The following is a 20,248-nucleotide window of genomic DNA, read 5'->3' as shown; positions in this document are numbered from 1 at the left end:
GGGTTCCTCGGGGCGGTGCTGGTGCGGGGGCATACGGGCGATGGTAACCGGCGGCACCCCGCCCCGGGCCGGAACGTCCGGGCCGCCGCCGCCCGGCTCCGCCACCGCTGCGCACCGCCCGCCCCCGTCGATCGATCCGATGATCCGTCAGTCGGCACCGAATCTACGGGACCGGGCCGGGCGGGGTGCCGCGCGGGTCGTCCGGTGGGCGGGGGAAAAGGGGAGCGCCCCGGTGCCGGGGGGATCGGCACCGGGGCGCGGTGACCCGGCCGGACGGCCGGGTGGTCGGTGAGGTGGTCGGTGAGGTGGTCGGTGAGGTGCTCGGTGTGTCAGGAGGCGGTGAGCCAGCCGGCCGGGCCGCCGACCTGGGACCAGGCCGTGCCGCCCGTCCACTGGAAGACGCCGCCGCGGTTCGGGCTCAGCCCGTAGACCCGGCCGGCCCCGTCGATGACGAACTCGGCGCCCGGGCCGCCGATCCGCGCCCAGGCGGACCCGTCGTAGCGGTAGACGTCGCCGCTGCTCGGGTTGGTGGCGAGGAGGGTGCCGCCGCCGCCCGCCACGATGGAGCCGGCCGGGCCGCCGACCTGGGTCCACGCCGTCCCGGAGCCGTTCCACCGGAAGACGCCGCTGCGGTCGGGGGTGAGCCCGTACACCCGGCCCCAGCTGTCGACCGCGAACTGGCTGCCCGGGCCGCCGATCCGCGCCCAGGAGCTGCCGTCGTAGCGGTAGACGTCGCCGCTGGAGGGGTTGGTGGCGACGAGGGTGTCGCCGCCCGCCACGATGGAGCCGGCCGGACCGCCGATCTGCCGCCAGGAGGTGCCGCCCGTCCACTGGAAGACGCCGCTGCCGTCGGGGCTGAGCCCGTAGACCCGGCCGGCCCCGTCCACGGCGAACTGGCGCCCGGGGCCACCGATCCGGGCCCAGGAGCTGCCGTCGTAGCGGTAGAGGTCACCGGTGCCCGGGTTGGTGGCGACCAGGATCCCGCCGCCGCTGACGATGGAGCTCGCCGGGCCGCCGATCTGCGCCCAGGAGGAGCCGTTCCACTGGAACACCGCGGTGTTGCCGGGGGAGAGCGCGGCGAGCAGCGGCCCGGCCGCGACGGCGGCGGGCGCGGCCGCGGCCGCGGTGTCGGCGGGGCCCTGGGCGAGGCCGGCGGCCTGGGCGGGGAGGGCGAGCAGGGTGCCGCCGAGGGCGGCGGCGAGGCCGGTCAGGAGGAGCCTGCGGGTCATGGCGCGGGGGTTCATCGGTGGTACCTGCCTTCGGGATGAGGTGCCGGTACGTACGAGGAGGGGAACGCGGCCCGTGCTGGACGGTGGCCGTGTGGCGCGGACATGTCATGGCTATCCTGGCCCGCGACCACCGGTCGTGTCGTACGACGAAATGCGGATTCCGCTGGGGCGGGTGCATGCGGTAGAACCCCCGCCCGCCGCTCACCGGCCGCCGCTCACCCCCTGCCGCCGCCCGGGGGTGCGGCCCGTAGCGCGTCCAGCAGGCCCGACACCGCCGGGGACCACGGCCGGCCCGCCGGTCCGCTGAGCGCGAGCGTGCGGTGCACGGCGGGCCGGACCGGGACGAGCACGCAGTCCGGCGGCAGCATCGGCTGCGCCAGCGCGGGCATCACCGACACGCCCACCCCCGCGTGCACCATGCCGATCAGCGTGTTGAGGTCCCGGATCCGGTGCCGGGGCGCGAACCGGACGCCCGCCCGCCGGTACGCCTCCCGGATGTGCCGCTCGCAGCCGCCCTCCGAGAGCAGGAAGTCGTCGTCCTCCAGGTCGGCCACGTCGACGGCCGGCTCGCCCGCCAGTGGATGGTCACGGCGCAGCAGCGCGTGCATCGAGTCCGAGCCGAGCGGGACCGCCCCGGGCGGCGGCGGGTCCGCGTCCACCAGGACCGCCGCGTCCACCGTGCCCGCCTCCAGCCAGACGGCCAGCTCGTCGTCCTCGCCCTCGAACACCCGGACCGTCAGCCGGGGGTGCTCGGTCCGCCAGTCGCGCAGCAGGCCGGGCAGCAGCCCCTGGCAGACGGTGGTCGGCGCGGCCAGCCGGACCGTCCCGGCCAGTCCGCCCGAGTGGCGGGCGGCGATGGTCCGCACCGCCGTCGCGGAGGCGACCGCCGTCCGGGCGTGCGGGAGGATCCGTTCGCCCAGCGGGGTCGGCCGGGCGGGCGTGCCGCGGTGCAGGACGGGCGCGCCCAGCGTCCGCTCCAGCGCCGCCACCGCGTGCGAGACCGCCGACTGGCTCACCCCCAGCTCGACCGCCGCCGAACCGAACCCGCCCGCGTCCGCCACCGCGACCAGCGCCCTGAGCTGGGCGAGGTTCACCTCCGAGGCCATGAGAGTTCCTCATCCATGCCGCACTACCACTTGTTGGACTCATGATCGGTCGCCCGGCCACCCTCTGTCCAAGCGGGGCTGCTCCGCTGTTCACGCAGGGGCATGAGACGGAGAGGCGGGTGGCCGGGATGGGACGGCGCTGGTGGCCGGGGTTCGTGGCGCTGTCGGCGATCTGGGGCGCGAGCTTCGCCCTGATCAAGGTGGCCGTCGACGCGGGCGTGCCGCCGCTCTGGGTGGCGGCCTGGCGCTGCCTGCTGGGCGCGGCCGCGCTCTGGGCGATCCTCGCCGTCCGCCGCGAGGCCGTCCCGCGCGACGCCGCCACCTGGGGGCACTCGGCCGTCGTCGCGGTGCTGCTGAACGCGGCGCCGTTCGCCCTGTTCTCCTACGGCGAGACGCGGGTCAGCTCGGTGCTGGCCGGGGTGCTGAACGCCACCACCCCGCTGTTCACCCTGCTCTTCACGGTCGCCACCGTCGCCGGGGAACGCCGCCCCGGCGCGCGCCGGCTGGCCGGGCTCGGCCTCGGCTTCGTCGGGGTGCTCACCGTCCTGGGCGTCTGGCGCGGGTCCCTTGCGGACGCCGGCGGCGCGGCGGGCGGGCTCGCCTGCCTGGCCGCCACCTGCTGCTACGGCGCCGGCTTCGCCTACCTGCGCCGCCATCTCGCCGGCCGCCCGCACTCGGCGACCGCCCTGTCCGCCGTCCAGATCACCTGCGGCGGCGCCGAACTCCTGCTGGTCGCCCCGCCGGTCGCCGGCGCCCCGCACTGGCCCGGCACCGGGGCCGCCGCCGCCCTGCTCGTCCTCGGCGCGCTGGGCACCGGGGTCGCCTACATCCTCAACCTCGGTCTGGTCCGCACCGCCGGCACCGCCGTGGCCGCCGCCGTCACCTACATCACGCCGCTCTGGTCGACGGCGCTCGGCGCGCTGCTGCTCGCCGAACCGGTCGGCTGGAACACCCTGGCCGGCGGCCTAGCGGTGATCGCCGCCGTCGCCCTCACCCGGCAGCCGTCCGCTCCCGCCGGGCCCGTCCGGAGCGTCCGTCGCAGCCGGAAGCGACGTCAGCAGGTCGGTTAGGGTGACCTGATGGGCACGGGGCAGGCAGGACGACGAACAGTGGAGGAGAGCGGCGAGGCAACGACCCCCGTCGCCGTCCAGGCCGCGCTGCGCGCCCGCCCGCTCCGCTTCCCGTTCACCCACCACACCCTGCGCTGCTGGGCCTACCTGCTCAGCGGCGCGGTGCTCACCCTGCTGGTGACGGTGCTGCTGATCACCCTCCTGCTGCTCGGCCTGCTGACCTCCCCGGCCGGGCTCGGCCTGCTCCTGCTGCTCGGCGTCGCCCTCGCCGGCCTCCCCGTCGGCGCCCTGGAACGCCGCCGGCTCCGGCTGGTCGAACCGCGCCCGATCGCCGGCCCGCACCGCGAACTCCCCGGCGCGGGCCGCCGCGCCCGGCTCCGCACCCGGCTGCGCGAACGCGCGACCTGGCGCGAACTCGCCCACACCGCACTGGTCGCCCCGCCGCTCGCCGCCGCCGGGCTGGGCCTCGCCGCCCTGCTGCTGTTCTCCGGGATGCTGGTCGTCAGCCCGGTCGTGGTCTGGGCGCTCGCCCCCGAGACCGTCATGCTGATCCCCGGCCACGCCGTCCGCGGACCGCTGCACGCCCTCCCGGCCACCGCCGTCGGCCTCGCCGGGCTCCTGCTCGCCGCCTACGCGGGCGCCCTGCTCACCACCGTCCACGTCCGGGCGGCCCGGCTGCTGCTCGGCCCGCGCGAGGAGGACCACGGGCGGCAGGTCCTCGAACTGACCCGCTCCCGGGCCCGACTGGTCGACGCCTTCGAGGCCGAACGCCGCCGCATCGAACGCGACCTGCACGACGGGGCGCAGCAACAGCTCGTCGCGCTCGCCATGACCCTCGGCCTCGCCGCCCACGAACTGCGCGAACGCGCCGCCCCCGACCCTTCCGGCCCCGGCCCCGAGCCCGACCCCGCGCTGGTGCTGGTCGACCGGGCCCGCGGCGAGGCCCGGCAGGCCCTCGAACAGCTGCGCGGCCTGGTCCGCGGCATCCACCCGCAGGTGCTCACCGACCACGGCCTGCCCGCCGCCGTCGCCGAGGTCGCGCTGCGCCACCCCGTCCCCGTCACGGTCGACCTCGACCTGCCCGGACGGCTGCCCGCACCCGTCGAGACCACCGCCTACTTCACCGTCACCGAGGCCCTCACCAACGCCGCCAAGCACAGCGGCGCCACCGCGATCACCGTCCACGGCCGGGTCGCCGACGGCCGGCTGGTGCTCCAGGTGACCGACGACGGCCGCGGCGGGGCCGACCCGGCCGCCGGGGCCGGACTCCAGGGACTGGCCGACCGGGTGGCGATCCTGAGAGGACGACTGATGGTGACCAGCCCGACCGGGGGGCCGACCAGGCTCCGACTGGAGGTGCCGTGCTCCGGCTAGTCATCGCCGAGGACGCCGTGCTGCTCCGGGCCGGCCTCGTCGAACTGCTCACCCGCGGCGGCCACCAGGTCGTCGCCGCCGTCGGCGACGCGGCCGCCCTCGCCGCCGCCGTGGACGCCGACCGGCCGGACGCCGTCGTCACCGACGTCCGGATGCCGCCCGGCTTCCGGGACGAGGGCCTGCGCGCCGCCCTCGACCTCCGCGCCCGCCACCCCGGCCTGCCCGTCCTCGTCCTCTCCCAGTACGTGGCCACCCCGTACGCCACCCGGCTGCTCGGCGCGGCCGGCGCGCAGCGGGCCGGACTCGGCTACCTGCTCAAGGACCGGGTCGGCGAGGTGTCCGACTTCCTGGACACGCTGCGCCGGGTGGCCGCCGGGGAGACCGTGATCGACCCGGAGGTGGTCCGGGTGCTGCTGCGGCAGCAGTCCGCCGACCGCCCGCTCGGCCGGCTCACCCCGCGCGAACGCGAGGTGCTGGGGTTGATGGCGGAGGGCCTCAACAACCAGGCCATCGGCGCCCGGCTGAGCATCACCGAGGCCTCGGTGGTCAAGCACTGCGGGAACATCTTCATGAAGCTCGACCTCGACCCCGCCGAGGGCAACCGCCGGGTCCTCGCCGTCCTCGCGCACCTGGCCGACCTCGCCGACCTGGGCGTCGACTGATCTCCGCGCCACGCGCGTTGTCAGTGGTGGGTCGTACGGTGCCGCCATGACGGAATTCGTACTCGTGGCAGGCGCCTGGCTCGGTTCGTGGGCGTGGGACGACGTGCTCCCCGACCTCCGGGCCGCCGGGCACGGCGTCCACCCGCTGACCCTCGCCGGCCTCGCCGAGCGCCGCGGTGCGCCCGCCGGGCAGCAGACCCACGTCCAGGACATCGTCGACCTGATCGAGGAGCGGGACCTGCGCGAGGTGGTCCTGGTCGGCCACAGCTACGCGGGCGTCCCGGTCGGCCAGGCCGCGGAGCGGATCGGCGACCGGCTGGCGCACGTCGTCTTCGTCGACGCCGTCATCCCGGTCGACGGGGAGGCCTTCGTCGGTGCCGGACCGTGGGGCAGGGAGGTGGCGGAGTCGATCGCCGCCAACGACGGCCACTGGCCCCCGCTCACCGCCGACGAGTTCGCCGGTCAGGGGCTCACCGACGAACAGATCGCCCGGATCGTCACCGGCGCCACCCCGCACCCCGGCGGCAGCCTCACCGAACCGGCCGCCCTGGCCGGCCCGCTCACCGACTTCCCCGCCACCTACCTCACCTGCCTGCTCGACAGCCCCGAGCCCCCGCCCGCCGCCGCCACCCTGCTCACCGGCCCCACCTGGCACCACGCCACCCTGGAGACCGGCCACTGGCCGATGTTCTCCCAGCCCCGCGACCTGGCCGCCGCCCTCCTGACCGCCGCCAAGCGCTGACCGTCGGCCTTCCTCCCTCCCGAAACCGGTTGCCGACCGGGCGGGAGGCCGACAGGGTGCCGTCATGACCGACGACATCGTCAGCTTCCTGCGGGCCAGGATCGAGGAGGACGCGGAGCTCGCACGGCACGCCTCCACGCGTGCCGTGCGCGAGGTGGCCGCGAAACGGCGCGTCCTCGCCAGACACGCCCTCAGCCCGGCCGCCGGCGACCCCGAACTGCCGTGGGAGGACCGCGACGACTGCCAGTACGACGGGGACGACTGGCCCTGCCCCGACCTCCTCGACCTGGCCTTCCCCTACGCGGATCACCCCGCCTTCCACCCCGCCTGGCTACCGGCCCGGTGAACCCTTGGACGGCTCCGGCCTCACCATGCCCCGTGCGGTGCGGGCCGTGCGGGGCCGGTCCCCGACGTCCTCGACCTGGCCTTTCCTTGCGCGGATCACCCCGGTTTCCTCGCTGGTCCGGTGAGCGCCCGGACGGCTCCGGCCTCACCGTGCCCCGTGCGGTGCGGGCCGTGCGGGGGAGTGGGGCGGTAGGGCGTCCGGGGCCGGTGCCTCCGCCGGGGTGAGGAGGGTGGCCAGGCGGGCGGCGGTGGTGTCCCAGGACCACTGCTCGCCGGCCCAGCGACGTCCGGCGGCGCCCATCCGGGCCCGTTCGGCGGCGGGGGCGCGCAGTATTAGGGTGAGCGCCTCGGCGACGGCGGCCGGGGCGCGGCCGTCGACCACGCTGCCGGTCACCCCGTCGAGGACGGTGTCCGGCGCGCCGCCCGAGCGGCCCGCGACGACCGGCAGGCCGGCGGCCGCCGCCTCCAGGAACACGATGCCGAGGCCCTCCGCCTCCAGCCCGGCCCGCCGGGTGCGGCACGGCATCGCGAAGACGTCGGCCGCCGCGTAGACGGCCGGGGTGTCCGCGTGTTCGCACCCGCCCGCGAACACCACCGCGTCGGGCTCGGTGTGCTGCCGGGCCAGCGCGCGCAGCCGCCGCTCGTCCGGACCCTGCCCGACCAGGACGAGCACCGTGCCGGGGACGGCCCGCCGGACCAGCGGGAGCGCGCGGATCAGGGTGTCCTGCCCCTTGCGCGGGACCAGCCGCGCCACGCAGAGGATCACGGGGGCCCGGTGGGGATCGGCCTCCCGCGGCCCCGGGCGGAACAACTTCGTGTCGACCCCCGGGGCGAGCCGCTCCAACCGGGCCGACGGGCCGAGCGCGGGGGCGATCCGGTCACGGGTGTAGGGGCCGAGGTAGGTGACGACGTCCACGCTGTCGCCGATCCGCCGCAGCAGACGCCGGGCGACGGGGGTGCGGGCCCACCAGATCTCGTGGCCGTGCGTGGTGGCGACGGTCCGTCGGATGCCGGGGGCCTGCCGCCGCAGACCGCGGGTCATCGCGGCGAGCGGGGCGGCGGCGCCGAACCAGACCCGGTCGCAGCCGTGCGCCCGCGCGATCTCGGCGGCCCGGCGGGTGACCCGCGGGGTCGGCAGCAGCATCCGGGACCGGTCCCGGACCACGGGGAACGGCAGTACCGTGTCGTGCCGGGCCGCGCCCGGTTCGTGCGAGGTGTAGACGACGACCTCGCCGTCGGTGGGGAGCCGGGTGGCCATGGCGTGGACGAAGGTCTCGATGCCGCCCTGCCGGGGCGGGAAGTCGTTGGTGATGATCAGGGTGCCGGTCATGGGGTGGCGAGGACCTCGGGTGTGCGGGAGCGGGCAGGGGAGGGGGCGGTGGTGCGCGTGGGTTCGGGCCTGGGTGCCGAGGCGGCCGCCGGGCGGGCGGCGCGCAGGCGGGCGACGACGGCGAGGAGGACGGGCAGCGCGAGGTAGCCGAAGCGGCCGGCGGGCGCCAGCAGGAACGCCAGGGCGAAGCCGAGGGCGAGCCGGTCGGCGGCGGCGACGGCGTGCCGCGGCGGGCGGAGCACGAGCGACCCGGCGACGGCGAGCCCGGCGAGCAGCAGCAGGGCGAGCGCGGCGTACCAGCCGACGGGGCCGAGCTCGGCGAGCAGGTGACCGGGCAGGGGGCTGCTCGCCGGAGTGGGCAGCGCGCCACGTCCGGTGGGGAATGCGAACACCTGCTCCAGCAGCGCGCCGGGCGACCGCAGCGCGACGGGCAGCACGAGCACGGCCGTGCCGACGACGGCGGTCGTGACCGCGGTGACCGCAGCCGCGACCGGGCTCCTGGCCGCAGTCGCGTCCCCGTCCGTAGCCGTAGCCGTAGCCGTAGCCGTGTCCGCAGTCGCGTCCGTGGCCGTGTCCCCGGCCGCGACCGAGCTCGCGACGGCCCGCGGCTGGGCCCGCCGTCCGCCACCGGCGGCCAGCAGGGCGGCGACCACCGCGACCGCCGGCCAGGCCGTCCACTTGAGCGCGCAGGCCAGGGCGAGGGCCAGCCCGGCCGCGAACGGTCGTGGACGCGGCCCCTCGGCCAGGGCGAGCGCCAGGCAGCACAGACCGGTCAGCGGCAGGTCGACCCCGCTGACGCAGAGCGGCAGCGCGACCAGCGGCGAGGCGACCAGCGCCGCCACGGCGAGCGTGCTGCCGGACGCTGCGTCGGCCGGCGTCCCGTCAGCCGACGCCGTGCCGGCCAAGGCCCTGCCAGCCGACATCGCCCCGCCGGACGGCGCGCGCCCGCCCGGCGCGGCCGTGAGCGGCGCGGCTGTCGACGGCGCGGTGCCCGAGCGGCGGAGCCGGACGTCGGCCGCCAGGCATCCGAGGAACACGGCGGCACACCAGAGCCGGGCGTCGCCGAGCAGCCGACCGGCCTCGACCGGCAGACCCGCGTGGACGAGCAGACCCGAGTCGACGAGCGGACCCGCGCCGAGCAGCGCGTGGGGCAGTCCGAGCAGCGCCATCCCAGGTAGGTAGGGGGTGTACTCGGCGACCGTCTGCGGCTCCGTCAGATACGGCGTCCCGTGCCGGAGCAGCAACTCGCCCGACCGCTCGATGACCGCGACCTCGCTCTGCCCCTGTCCGGTCGCGACCAGGACGAGCAGCGGCGCGAGGACCGCCCCGACGAGCGCGACCGTCACCGCGGCCGGGCGTGCCCACCGCCAGGGCAGCACCAGCACGGCGACCGCCGCCGCCAGGTACCCCGCTGCCGCGAACAGCCCCCAAGTCCGGTGCGGCCCCAACCCGGAGACGAGCGGGAACGCCCCCGCCCACCCGGCCGCGGCCAGCCACCCGCCGCACCACAGCGCCCGCCGCCCGCCGGGAGGGCGAGGGGTACGCCGAGTGCGGTGGTCGCGGTGCTCGGGTCGTTCGAGGTCCTGGGAGGAGCGTGGAAGGCCTGGACGGGCGCGGTGAATCAGCACCACTTCATCTCAGCGGCGCAGGTCGGCGAGGTCATGACGGCCAGGTCGAGTCCTCTGGTCGGGTTTCCCCTACCACCGGGCGGGTTCGCCGGGCGGCGCCCGCGCCGGTCGGACGGCGTTCTCGTGCATCTGCTGGATCCTCCTCGGGGTGCGTCGTGCCGAACACAGGAATTCGTATCCGATCTGACGTTCGGTGTCCAACGAATTACATTCCGTGCGGATTGCTCGCTATCGTGGACGGCGTGGTGAGGTCCTGGGACATGGCGGTCGAGCGGGCGCAGGAGCGGTTGGCAGCGGCGCCCGGGGTGCGGATTGCGAGCGAGGACGAGGGGCGCCGGTTCGCGCTCTGGGACCTCGCGTCGCGCGCCGAGGGCGAGTTGGGCGAGCTGGTCGACCCGGAGGCGGTGGGCCCGGCCGAGGAGCGCCGACTGCGCGAGCGCCTCGGCGAGAGCGGCCGCGACTGGCCGGCCGGCGAGCTGTACCGGCGGCGGTACTGGCTGGTCGACGGCAGCGGCAGCGGCAACGGGAACGGGAACGGCAGCGGGACGAGACCGATCGGCACCGTCGCGGTGGACAACTGGACCAAGGGGCCCGGCCAGTTGGCCATCTCCTCGCTCTACCTGACCCCCGCGGCGCGCGGCCGGGGCGTCGCGGCCCGGGTCCTCGACCAGGTGTTCCGGGCGGCCGTCGCCGAGGGCCTGCCCGGCTTCCGGCTGGAGGCGCACTGGACCTGGCAGCACGCCGTCCGCTACTACCTGCGCCGCGGCCTCTGGGTGGTCTCCTGGAAGCACGCCATCGGCCTGGTCCGGATGCCCCAACTCCCGCCCTACCGGGTCCGGGAGGAGGACGGCCGCCTGGTGCTGCTGACCCCCGACGGCCCGGCTGGCACCCCGCCGGACGGACCGCCGGACGGACCGCCGGACCGGCCGCGGTACGCGCCGCCGACCGGAGCCTGGACGCCGCTGCTGGCCGCCGGCCACGAGGGCCGCTGGCTGCGCCTGGACGAGACCGCGGCCTACCGGCAGGCCGACGGCTGGGTGCACGACTTCGCCCGGTCGACCCTCGCCCTGCACCTCGCGCTCGCCGGCCGCCCGCTGGTGCGCGGCCCGCAGTGGTGGGCGGAGGCCTGGCGCTGGTCGGACGCGGGCGAGCCGGAGGGCCTCGCCTACAAGATCGAGCACTTCGAGCAGCTGGCCCGTGCCGGCGGCCGACCGGTGAGCACGCCCTACCGGGGCCTCGCGGGCACCGGAGGTCCGCCCAGCGTCGCCGCCCCACCCGTCACCGCCGCCCCGCCGATCACCGACACCCCGCCGATCACCGACACCCCGCCCGCCCCGGGTGCGTGAGGCCTCGGCCTGGGCAGATACGCCCGCCCCCGCCTGGGAGACTCGACGCCGTGACAGAGATCGAGATCGACGGCGCCCCCGCCGACCCCGCCCAGCTGGCGGCGCTGGGCCTGCTCAACTACGGCCACTTCACCACCCTGCGCGCCGAGGCCGGCCGCGCCCGTGGCCTGGCCCTGCACCTGGACCGGTTGGTCCGCGACTGCCGCACGGTGTTCGACGCCGCGCTGGACCGGGAGGCGGCGCGCGCCCGGATCCGCCGCGCGCTCCCGGCCGACGGCGCGCCGGTGATCGTCCGGGTCACCGTGTTCGACCCGGCGCTCGGCCTGGAGCGCCCCGCCGCCCCCGCCGCGCCCCGCCTGCTGGTCACCACCCGCCCGGCGCCGTCCGCCGCACCCGGGCCGCTGCGGGTCCGCACCGCCGCCTACCGGCGCGAGCTGCCGGAGGTGAAGCACGTCGGCCTGTTCGGCCTGCTCCACCAGCGCCGACTGGCCCAACTGTCCGGCTACGACGACGCCCTGCTGCTCGACGACGAGGGCCGGATCACCGAGGGCGCCACCTGGAACCTGGCCCTCCACGACGGCCGCGACCTGGTCTGGCCCGAGGCCGCCGCCCTGCCCGGCGTCACCGCGGCCCTGCTCGCCGCCGCCCACCCCGGCCCGCAGCGGCGCGAGCCGGTCACCCCGGCCGGGCTCGGCGGCTTCGTCGCCGCCGTCGCCGTCAACGCGGGTGTCGGCGTCCGCCCGCTCGCCGCGATCGACGACACGCCGTTCGACCCCGCCCACCCGGTCGTCGCGGAGCTGCGCGCCGCGTACGAGGGCGTCGAGGGCGAGGAGATCTGAGCGGCCGCCCCGCCGCCACACCCCGCCGCCACACCGCCCCGCCGAGGACCGCCACCCCGCCGCGACAGCGAAGGCCACCGAGGCCACCCCGACCCGGGCCCGGGGGATAACCCCACCCCCGGTCCGCCAGCGGCCTCCATGGTCCGCCGGACCCTGCCTTCCTAGCCTGGAACACGTCGACGACCAGCGACGATTCCCGAAGGAAGGCCCACCATGGCACCCCGCCGTACCCGCCCCCAGCCCGAGCCGACCGGGCAGCACCCCGCCGCCCACGCCGCGATCGAGCTGCGCGGCGTCCGGCGCAGCTACGGACGCGGCGGCGAGACCGTGCACGCCCTGCGCGGCGTCGACCTGACGCTCGGCCACGGCACCTTCACGGCCGTCATGGGCCCGTCCGGCTCCGGCAAGAGCACCTTCCTGCAGTGCGCGGCCGGCCTGGACCGCCCGACCGCCGGCGAGGTCCGGCTGGGCGGCGAGGAGATCACCCGGCTGAGCGAGAACCGGCTCACCGAGCTGCGCCGCAGCCGGATCGGCTTCGTCTTCCAGTCCTTCAACCTGCTGCCCTCGCTGACCGTGCTGCAGAACGTGCTGCTCCCGCTGCGCCTCGCCGGGGAGCGCCAGGACCGGTCCCGGGCACGGGAGTTGCTCGCCCGGGTCGGCCTCGGCGAGCACGCCGGCCGGCGGCCCGGGCAGCTGTCCGGCGGCCAGCAGCAGCGGGTGGCGATCGCCCGCGCGCTGATCACCGCCCCGGACGTGGTGTTCGCGGACGAGCCGACCGGCGCGCTGGACACCCGGACCGCGCACGAGGTGCTCGGCCTGCTCCGGCACGCGGTGGACACGATGGGCGCCACCGTCGTCATGGTGACCCACGACCCGGTGGCCGCCTCGGTCGCCGACCGGGTGCTGTTCCTGGCCGAGGGCGCGATCGCCGACGAGCTGTACCGGCCGGACCCGAAGGCGGTCGCCGACCGCATGGTCACCCTGACCGCGCGTCCGGTGGGAGCGGCGGCATGAGCAACGGACTCGCCCGCGCCTCGGTGCGCTTCCGTCCGGCCTCGTTCGTCGGCACCTTCGTCGCCCTGCTGTTCGGCGCCGCCGTGATCACGGCCTGCGGCACCCTGCTGCAGACCGGCATCACCGCCTCGGTGCCGTCCGTGCGGTACGCGGACACGCCGGTCGTGGTCGCCGCCGACCCGGCCGTGACCATCACCGTCAAGACCGCCGAGGAGACCGACACCAAGGACCAGCCGGTTCCCGAACGGGCCCGGGTGGACGTCGCCCTGGCGGCCCGGATCGCCGCCCAGCCGGGCGTCGCGGCCGCCCGCCCGGACACCGCCTTCCCGCTGCAGACGGTCACGCCGTCCAACGGACAGGCAGCCGGGCAGCCAGGCGGGCAGGCAGGCGGCCCGGCGGCCGCGGGCACCACCCCCGTGAGCGTCCTCACCGGCCGGGGCTTCGCCGCGCTCGGCATCGCCGGCCCGCAGGACCGGCTGGTCGAGGGCCGCGCGCCCGGCCCCGGCGAGGTCGTCCTCGACGCCGATACCGCCCGCGCCGCCCGCCTCACCCCGGGCGCCACCCTCACGCTCGCCGCGCCCGGCGGCACCGCCGGCTACCGGATCTCCGGCCTGGCCGCCGCGCAGCCCGCCGGCCCCACCGCCTGGTTCGCCGACCAGCAGGCCGACCGCCTCTCCGGCCACCCCGGCCGGGTCGACGCGATCGCCGTCCAGCCCCGCGAGGGCGTGGACCGCAAGACGCTCGCCGCGCAGGTCAGGCAGGCTGTGGGCGGCGCCGCCGAGGTGCTGACCGGCACCGGGCGCGGCACCGTCGAACAGCCGGTCCTCAACGAGGCCCGGGTGATGCTGATCGCGCTCGGCGGCTCCTTCGGCGGCACCGCCACCATGACCGCCGTCTTCGTGGTCGTCTCCACCGTCGCCCTGGCCACCCGCCAGCGCGCCCGGGAGTTCGCCCTGCTGCGCGCCGTCGGCGCCACCCCGCGGCAGATCCGCCGCACCATCGCCACCGAGGCGATGCTGGTGGCCCCGCTCGCCGCCGCGCTCGGCATCCTGCCCGGGCTGGCGCTGGCCCGCTGGTGGTTTGGCCAGATGGTCGACCGCGGCGCCGTCCCGACGGCGGTCGAGCTGTCCGTCGGACCGCTGCCGATGCTGGCCGCCGTGGTGCTGTGCACGCTCGCCGCGCTCACGGCCGGCTTCTTCGCCGCCCGCGGCCCGGCCCGGATGCGGGCCGGTCAGGCGCTCGGCGCGGCCGTCCTCGAACCGGCCCGACCGGGCCGGATCCGCACCGTCCTGGGGCTGCTGTTCGCGGCCGGCGGCGTGGTGCTGTCCGTCGTCGCGGCCAAGCTGGACGGTTCCGACGCCGCCAACACCGCGCTCGGCGTGGTGATGAGCTTCCTGGTCGCGGTCGCCATGCTCGGCCCGTGGGTGGCCCGGCTCGCCGCCGCGGTGCTCGGCGCCCCGCTGCGGGCGGGCGGCGCGTCCGGCTCGCTGGCCGCCGACAACAGCCGCGCCAACGCCCGCCGGCTGGCCTCGGCGATCACGCCGATCGTCATGGTGACGGCCTTCTGCGGGACCCTGCTGGTCATGCAGAGCACCCTCCGGCACGCCACCGGCGAGCAGGTGCGCACCGGCATCGTCGCCGATCACGTGCTCGCCTCGACCGGCCCGGGCCTGCCGGCGGGCTCCCCGGGCGGTGCGGGTGCGGGTGCCGTTACCGGCGCGGGTGCCGTGACCAATGCCGGTGTCGCCGAGCAGGCGGCCAAGGTGCCCGGGGTGGAGGCGGCCGTCGGCGTGCTGCGCACCGGCCTCGTCTACCAGTCGGGTGACCGCCAGCTGCAGACCGCCAACGCGCTGGGCATCGCCGGCGATCCGGCCCGGCTGCCCCGGGTGCTCGACCTCGGTGTGCGCAGCGGTTCGCTCGCCGACCTCGGCCGGGCCGCGGACACCATCGCCCTCGCCGACAACCTGGCCGACGAGCTGGGCGTCAAGGTCGGCGACCGGGCGCCGCTCTGGCTCGGCGACGGGATGGCCGCCAAGCCGCTGGTGGTCGCCACCTACGAGCGCGGGCTCGGCTTCGGGCAGGCGCTGCTGCCGCGCGCGGCGGTCGCCGAGCACGTCACCGCCGCGTACGACAGCCAGGTGCTGGTGGCCGACGCGCCGGGCGCCGACCACGCCGCCGTCGCCCGCGGCCTGGGCGCGCTCGCCGCGCCGGGCCTGACCGTCACGGACCGGGCGGGCTACGCGGCGCAGGCCGACAAGGCGCAGGAGCTGGGCGCCTGGGCGAACACGGTGATGGCCGGCGTGCTCGGCGGGTTCGCGGCCGTCGCCGCCGCCAACACGCTGGTGATGATGGTGCTGGACCGGCGCCGCGAGGTGGCGCTGCTCCGGCTGGCGGGGACCACCCGGCGGCAGGTGCGCGGCATGATGCGCTGGGAGGCGCTGCTGGTGGCCACGACCGGTCTGCTGGTCGGCGGGGTGATCGCCTGGATCACCCTGGTGCCGATCACCCGGGGCATGGCCGGGGTGGCCCCGCACGTCCCGGCGGGGATGGCGCTGCCGCTCACCGCCGGAGCGGTGCTGCTCTGCCTGGCCGCGACGGCGCTGCCGGCCCGGGCCCTGCTGAGGTCCCGCCCGGTGGCGGCGGTCGGCGGACGGCAGTAGCTCCTCGGCGGCCCCACCCCGGAGGGAGGTGGACGGGCGGTGCGCGCGGGGGTGGCGCACCGCCCGTTCGGGTGACACGGCGGTGCCGAAACAGGCGCAAGAGGGTGGTCGACGGCGCCAAGGGCGCTGATCCACGCTGATAGTGATGTCTGATCAGTTACGCTCGCGGCCGCTTCCGTCCGGGTGCCGAACGCCCCGGGCGGTGTCCCGCCCACCCCCGCGCCGAGCGCGTCCGGCCTGCCCGTCACCCCGGCACGCCCACCCCGCCCCGGCGCGGCCGGCAGAGAGAAGGCCGACCGATGAGCAGTCCCCCCGTGGCCCGCACGCCCCGCCTGCCGCTGCTGCACCTGCCGCCGCGTCCGCCGCGTCCGTCGCGGGCACTGCCGCTGCCGCTGCTCCTGCTGCGGGCCGCCGCGAGCGCCTCGGCCGCCCTGGCGCTGGGCCAGACGGTGCTGGCCGGGAGCTTCCTGAACGGTCACTACGACGCGCTGCGGGCGCACGAGCTGGGCGCGACGGCGCTGGACACGGTGCTGTTCGTCCAGTTGGTGGCGGCGGCCCTGGTCTGCCGGGGCGGCGGCCGCTCGCGAGTCGGAGGCGCGGACGGAGTCGGGGGCGCGGACACGGGCGGGGGCGGGCGCGCGGACGGGGGCGCGGGCGCCGGTGCGCGCGGACCGCTCCGGCTGTTCGGGACCACGGCGCTGCTGCTGGTCGCCGCCTGGGTGCAGACGGCGTTCGGTTACGAGCGGGCGGTCGGCCTGCACGTCACGCTGGGGGTGCTGCTGGTCAGCGGCCTGCTGTTCGGCCTGGTCGACGCCTGGCGGCTGCGGCTGCCGGGTCGCACCCGGGGGGCGGCCGAGGTGACGGCCGACCCGGGGGACGGCGCCGGGCTGCTGCCGAGGCCCACCGGCCATCCGGCCACCGGTTCCTCGGCCGGCTCGGTGGAGGTGGCACCGTGAACCGCCGCCGCTTCCTCGGTGCCGGCGCGGCCGTGCTCGGCGCGGGCGCGCTGGGGGCCTTCGCCGTCCCCGCGACCGCCCGGCTGCTGGCCGAGGGCCGGCCGGGCCGGCTGCTGGAGAGCGAGGTCCCGCTGCCGGACCCGTTCCAGGTGCCGCTGCCGGTGCCCGCCGTGCTCGCCCCGGTCCGCTCCGACGGCACCACGGACTACTACGACATCACCCAGCGGGTCGCCCGGCTGGAGATCCTGCCCGGCCTGCACACCGAGGCCTGGACGTACGGCGGCACCTTCCCCGGGCCGACCCTGGTCGCCCGCTCCGGGCGCCGGCTGGTGGTCCGCCACCGCAACGAGCTGCCGGTGCCGTCGGTGGTCCACTTGCACGGCGGTCACACCCCGGCGGACAGCGACGGCTACCCGGTGGACCTGCTGATGCCGGTCGGAACGTCGGACGACAACCGCTTCGCCCGGCCGACGGCGGGCCCGTCCGGCACGCCGACCGCGCCGACCACTCCGGGGATGCCGGGGATGCCCGGCATGCCGGGCCCGGGCGGGCAGGCGGGCGCGACCTACCTCGGCCGGACCATCACCGGTGAACGCACCTACACCTACCCGGGCAACCAGCGTGCCGCCACCCTCTGGTACCACGACCACCGAATGGGCTTCACCGGCCCCGGCGTCTGGCGCGGTCTGGCCGGCTTCCACCTCATCCACGACGACGAGGAGGACGCCCTGCCGCTGCCGCGCGGCGAGCGCGACCTCCCGCTGCTGCTCGCCGACCGCTCCTTCGCCGCCGACGGCTCCTTCCGCTACCCCGCCGGCGACCCCGACCTCGCCGTCCCCGGTGTCACCGACGACTACATGAACGGCGTCCTCGGCGACGTCATCCTGGTCAACGGCGCCCCCTGGCCGCGGGTCGCGGTGGACCGGGCCCGGTACCGGCTGCGGGTGCTCAACGCCTCCAACACCCGCCTCTACCGGCTCGAACTCGACCCGCAGCCGTCCGGCGGCGACGCGCTGGTCCAGATCGGCTCCGACGGGGGCCTGCTGGAGGAGCCGATCGCGCACGACGCGGTCGAGATCGCCCCCGCCGAGCGCTTCGACCTCGTGGTCGACTTCTCCCGCTACCCGCCCGGCACCCCGGTCCGGCTGATGAACCGTTTCGGCGGCGACCGCACCGACGAGGTGATGCTCTTCGACGTCTCCTCGCGTCCGGTGACCGACGACACGCGCGTCCCCGAGCGGCTCTGCACCCTCGAACGGCTCGACCCCGGCGCCGCCGTCGCCACCCGGGTCTTCGGCTTCCGGCGCAGCCGCAACGACGGCTGGACGATCAACAACCAGCCCTACCAGCCCGGCCGGACGCTGGTCCGCCCGGCGCTCGGCACCACCGAGCTGTGGCGGTTCTTCACGGACGTCCACCACCCCGTCCACCTGCACCTGAACCCCTTCCAGGTGCTCTCCCGCAACGGCCGCGACCCGGGCCCGTACGACGCGGGCTGGAAGGACACGGTGGACCTGCGGCCGGCCGAGGCGGTGGAGGTGCTGGTGCGGTTCACCGACTACCCGGGGACGTACATGATGCACTGCCACAACCTGGAGCACGAGGACATGGCGATGATGGCGGACTTCGTCGTGGAGTGACCCGCCGTCGCTGAAACCACCCGTTCGGGGGAGCGCGGGCGGGCGCTTCAGGCGCCCCGTCCGCGCGCCCTCATGTCTTGGCGGCCTCCCCGACGTGCCGCCCCGGGCCGGGTGGCCTAGCGTCGCGGACGGGGGACCGGACCGGAGGAGCCGCGTATGAGGAGCCGCGCATGACCAGTCCCGCCGAACGCCGCCGGCGCGGCCGGGCCGCCCGCGACCGGGTCCCGCGCTCCGCCCACGGCCGCTGGATCCCCGCCGCCGACCGCCCCGACCCGGTCCGCGTCCTGGAGCAGCAGGCCGAGGACCGGCTCGCCGACCTCGGACCGATCCGCTACGGCCGGATGGCCGAGTCCCCGTTCGCCTACCTGCGCGGCGCCGCCGCCGTCATGGCCGCCGACCTCGCGGCCGGCCCCGACACCGGCCTCACCGTCCAACTCTGCGGCGACGCGCACCTGTTGAACTTCGGCGTGTACGCCTCGCCGGAACGCGCGCTGCTCTTCGACGTCAACGACTTCGACGAGACCTACCCCGGCCCGTTCGAGTGGGACGTCAAGCGGCTCGCCGCCAGCGTGGCCGTCGCCGCCCGCGACAACGGCCACGACGAGGAGCACGCCCACCGCGCCGCGTTCGCCGCCGCCCACGGCTACGCCGTCGCGATGCGCCGACTGGCCGGGCTCGGCGAGCTCGACGTCTGGTACGCCCGGATCGACACCGCCGACCTGGTCCCGCTGGTCCGCAAGAGCCGCCGCCGCCAGGTCGAGGCCGGGCTGGACAAGGCCCGCCGCCGCACCAACCTGCAGGCCTTCGGCAAGCTCACCGAGAAGGGCGAGGACGGTCGGCGCCGCATCATCGACGACCCGCCGCTGATCGAACCGGTGCCGCGCGACGAGCTGCGCCGGGTCGGCAAGATCTTCAGCGACTACCGGGCCACCCTCGCCGAGGACCGCCGGGTCCTGCTCGACCGGTTCCGGCTGGTCGACGCCGCCCGCAAGGTGGTCGGCGTCGGCAGCGTCGGCACCCGCTGCTTCATCCTCCTGCTCGACGGCCGCGACCCGGGCGACCCGCTGTTCCTGCAGCTCAAGGAGGCCGGGCGGTCCGTCCTGGAGGACTACCTGCCGGACACCCGGCCGACCGCCGAGGCCCCGGTCGCGCACGGCGGCCGCCGCGTCGTCACCGGCCAGCACCTGATGCAGGCCGCCAGCGACATCTTCCTCGGCTGGACCACCGGCCCGGCCGGCCGCCACTTCTACGGCCGCCAGCTGCGCGACATGAAGGGCTCCGCCGACGTCGCCGCCATGACCCCCGCCGACCTGCGCGGCTACGCGGGCCTCTGCGGCCGCACCCTGGCCCGGGCGCACGCCCGGTCGGGGGACCGGATCGCCGTCGCCGGGTACCTCGGCAAGGCCGACACCTTCCCCGAGGCGATCGCCGACTTCGCCGTCCGCTACGCCGACCAGACTGACCTCGACCTCGCCGCGCTGCTGGCGGCGGGCGACGCGGGCGCGGTGGCGATCCGCCGGGGGATCTGAACCAGGGGGATCTGAACCAGGGGGATCCGAGCAGGGGGATGGGGGTTTGGGGGACGTCGTGGGGGCGGTGTGGGGACGGGGTTTCGAGTGACCCGCCACCCGGCGGGGGCGCGGACCCGCCGAGTGGTGGATTGCGGACCCGCCGACCCCCGCCGAAAGCCGGTGGTCCGGTTTCGGGTGCACACCAACCACCCGTGTGGATACAGGCCTTGACGGTGCTTTCGTTGCCCGTTCGTCCATCGGGCATGTCTTCGACAAGCTTATTCCCCGTCAGTAACATAGCGATCCGCGCAGCCGTTCGAGCCGCGCCCTTCCTGCCTCCACCCACCCACCCCGTTCCCGGGCGCTCGGGCATTCCCGTCCGCCGCCGCCCGCGTCGAACGAGCCGCTGAAAGAGCCCTGGTGAAGAGTCCCCTCGGCACGGCCGTCCGGCCTGCCCTCGTCTCCCTGCTCCTGCTCGGCGTCGCCGCCTGCGGGCCCACCGCGGACGGTCCGCAGGCCGCCTCGGTCACCGACGCCGCCCCGGCCGCCGCCTCCGTCGCCACCACCGGTCCGGCCGTCGCCGGGTCCACCCCCGGCGCGCACGCCTCCGCGGCCGCCCGCCCGGCCGGCGCCCCGCAGGGCAAGAGCACCACCCCGGCCGCCGGTCCGTCCTCCGCCCCGGCCGCGCCGTCCGTGACCCCTTCGGCAGCCCCGGCCGCCGCCGCCACGCCCGCCGCCCCGCCCGCCGTCCCGCCCGGCGGCTCGCCCAGCGGGAAGCAGAGCCGCAGCACCGCCG

Annotated in this window: 16 protein-coding genes and 1 pseudogene; 13 read left to right on the top strand and 4 right to left on the bottom strand. The window is 76.8% G+C overall.

Going from position 1 to position 20,248, the window contains the following annotated elements; translation table 11 throughout:
- Positions 1–329: 329 nt before the first annotated feature.
- Positions 330–1,229, bottom strand: coding sequence for a hypothetical protein (locus AB0N76_RS30025; RefSeq protein WP_363562416.1), 900 nt, complete (start codon positions 1,227–1,229; stop codon positions 330–332).
- Between the two features lie 215 nt (positions 1,230–1,444).
- On the bottom strand, positions 1,445–2,335 hold the full coding sequence (locus AB0N76_RS30020; protein WP_363562414.1) for a LysR substrate-binding domain-containing protein: 891 nt from the start codon (positions 2,333–2,335) through the stop codon (positions 1,445–1,447).
- Between the two features lie 128 nt (positions 2,336–2,463).
- Here AB0N76_RS30020 and AB0N76_RS30015 point away from each other — a divergent pair, with 128 nt between their 5' ends.
- The 5 genes from AB0N76_RS30015 to AB0N76_RS29995 all read left to right on the top strand — a co-directional run bounded on the left by AB0N76_RS30015 (position 2,464) and on the right by AB0N76_RS29995 (position 6,529).
- On the top strand, positions 2,464–3,405 hold the full coding sequence (locus AB0N76_RS30015; protein WP_363562434.1) for a DMT family transporter: 942 nt from the start codon (positions 2,464–2,466) through the stop codon (positions 3,403–3,405).
- Between the two features lie 9 nt (positions 3,406–3,414).
- The gene (locus AB0N76_RS30010) at positions 3,415–4,779 is read left to right on the top strand and encodes a sensor domain-containing protein (protein WP_363562412.1); all 1,365 of its coding nucleotides are present in this window, start codon (positions 3,415–3,417) and stop codon (positions 4,777–4,779) included.
- Positions 4,767–5,441, top strand: coding sequence for a response regulator transcription factor (locus AB0N76_RS30005; protein ID WP_363562410.1), 675 nt, complete (start codon positions 4,767–4,769; stop codon positions 5,439–5,441). The genes AB0N76_RS30010 and AB0N76_RS30005 overlap by 13 nt, the downstream gene beginning before the upstream one ends.
- Positions 5,442–5,487: 46 nt before the next feature.
- Positions 5,488–6,183, top strand: a complete 696-nt coding sequence (locus tag AB0N76_RS30000) for an alpha/beta hydrolase (protein WP_363562408.1) — start codon at positions 5,488–5,490, stop codon at positions 6,181–6,183.
- A 64-nt stretch (positions 6,184–6,247) separates the two neighbouring features.
- On the top strand, positions 6,248–6,529 hold the full coding sequence (locus tag AB0N76_RS29995; protein ID WP_363562406.1) for a DUF6221 family protein: 282 nt from the start codon (positions 6,248–6,250) through the stop codon (positions 6,527–6,529).
- A 144-nt stretch (positions 6,530–6,673) separates the two neighbouring features.
- Here the strand turns inward: AB0N76_RS29995 and AB0N76_RS29990 are convergent, their stop codons facing one another.
- A complete protein-coding gene (locus tag AB0N76_RS29990; RefSeq protein WP_363562404.1) occupies positions 6,674–7,858 on the bottom strand; it encodes a glycosyltransferase family 4 protein in 1,185 nt (394 codons plus the stop codon).
- Positions 7,855–9,306, bottom strand: a complete 1,452-nt coding sequence (locus tag AB0N76_RS29985) for a hypothetical protein (RefSeq protein ID WP_363562402.1) — start codon at positions 9,304–9,306, stop codon at positions 7,855–7,857. Before AB0N76_RS29985 ends, AB0N76_RS29990 begins: the two co-directional genes overlap by 4 nt.
- Positions 9,307–9,728: 422 nt before the next feature.
- Here AB0N76_RS29985 and AB0N76_RS29980 point away from each other — a divergent pair, with 422 nt between their 5' ends.
- The 8 genes and pseudogenes from AB0N76_RS29980 to AB0N76_RS29945 form a co-directional block, all read left to right on the top strand.
- On the top strand, positions 9,729–10,832 hold the full coding sequence (locus tag AB0N76_RS29980; RefSeq protein ID WP_363562400.1) for a GNAT family N-acetyltransferase: 1,104 nt from the start codon (positions 9,729–9,731) through the stop codon (positions 10,830–10,832).
- 50 nt (positions 10,833–10,882) lie between these two features.
- The gene (locus tag AB0N76_RS29975) at positions 10,883–11,671 is read left to right on the top strand and encodes an aminotransferase class IV (protein WP_363562398.1); all 789 of its coding nucleotides are present in this window, start codon (positions 10,883–10,885) and stop codon (positions 11,669–11,671) included.
- A 213-nt stretch (positions 11,672–11,884) separates the two neighbouring features.
- Complete coding sequence (locus AB0N76_RS29970) at positions 11,885–12,685, top strand: ABC transporter ATP-binding protein (RefSeq protein WP_363562396.1); 801 nt, start codon at positions 11,885–11,887, stop codon at positions 12,683–12,685.
- Positions 12,682–15,345 carry an FtsX-like permease family protein gene (locus tag AB0N76_RS29965; protein ID WP_363562394.1) on the top strand — a complete coding sequence of 888 codons (2,664 nt, stop codon included), beginning with the start codon at positions 12,682–12,684 and terminating at the stop codon, positions 15,343–15,345. Before AB0N76_RS29970 ends, AB0N76_RS29965 begins: the two co-directional genes overlap by 4 nt.
- Positions 15,346–15,644: 299 nt before the next feature.
- Positions 15,645–16,301: a hypothetical protein gene (locus tag AB0N76_RS29960; RefSeq protein ID WP_363562392.1), complete on the top strand. Its 657-nt coding sequence runs from the start codon at positions 15,645–15,647 to the stop codon at positions 16,299–16,301.
- On the top strand, positions 16,298–17,941 hold the full coding sequence (locus AB0N76_RS29955; RefSeq protein WP_363562390.1) for a multicopper oxidase domain-containing protein: 1,644 nt from the start codon (positions 16,298–16,300) through the stop codon (positions 17,939–17,941). The genes AB0N76_RS29960 and AB0N76_RS29955 overlap by 4 nt, the downstream gene beginning before the upstream one ends.
- Before the next feature lie 170 nt (positions 17,942–18,111).
- Positions 18,112–19,470 carry a DUF2252 domain-containing protein gene (locus tag AB0N76_RS29950; RefSeq protein WP_363562388.1) on the top strand — a complete coding sequence of 453 codons (1,359 nt, stop codon included), beginning with the start codon at positions 18,112–18,114 and terminating at the stop codon, positions 19,468–19,470.
- Positions 19,471–19,872: 402 nt separating this feature from the next.
- Positions 19,873–20,248 (top strand): annotated as a pseudogene (locus AB0N76_RS29945) (hypothetical protein); the annotation flags it as partial.

The sequence above is a fragment of the Kitasatospora sp. NPDC093806 genome, from assembly GCF_040683335.1.
Lineage (GTDB): Bacteria > Actinomycetota > Actinomycetes > Streptomycetales > Streptomycetaceae > Kitasatospora.
The sequence above is the reverse complement of the archived record's forward strand: the minus strand, read 5'-3'. Positions and strand labels throughout refer to the sequence as shown.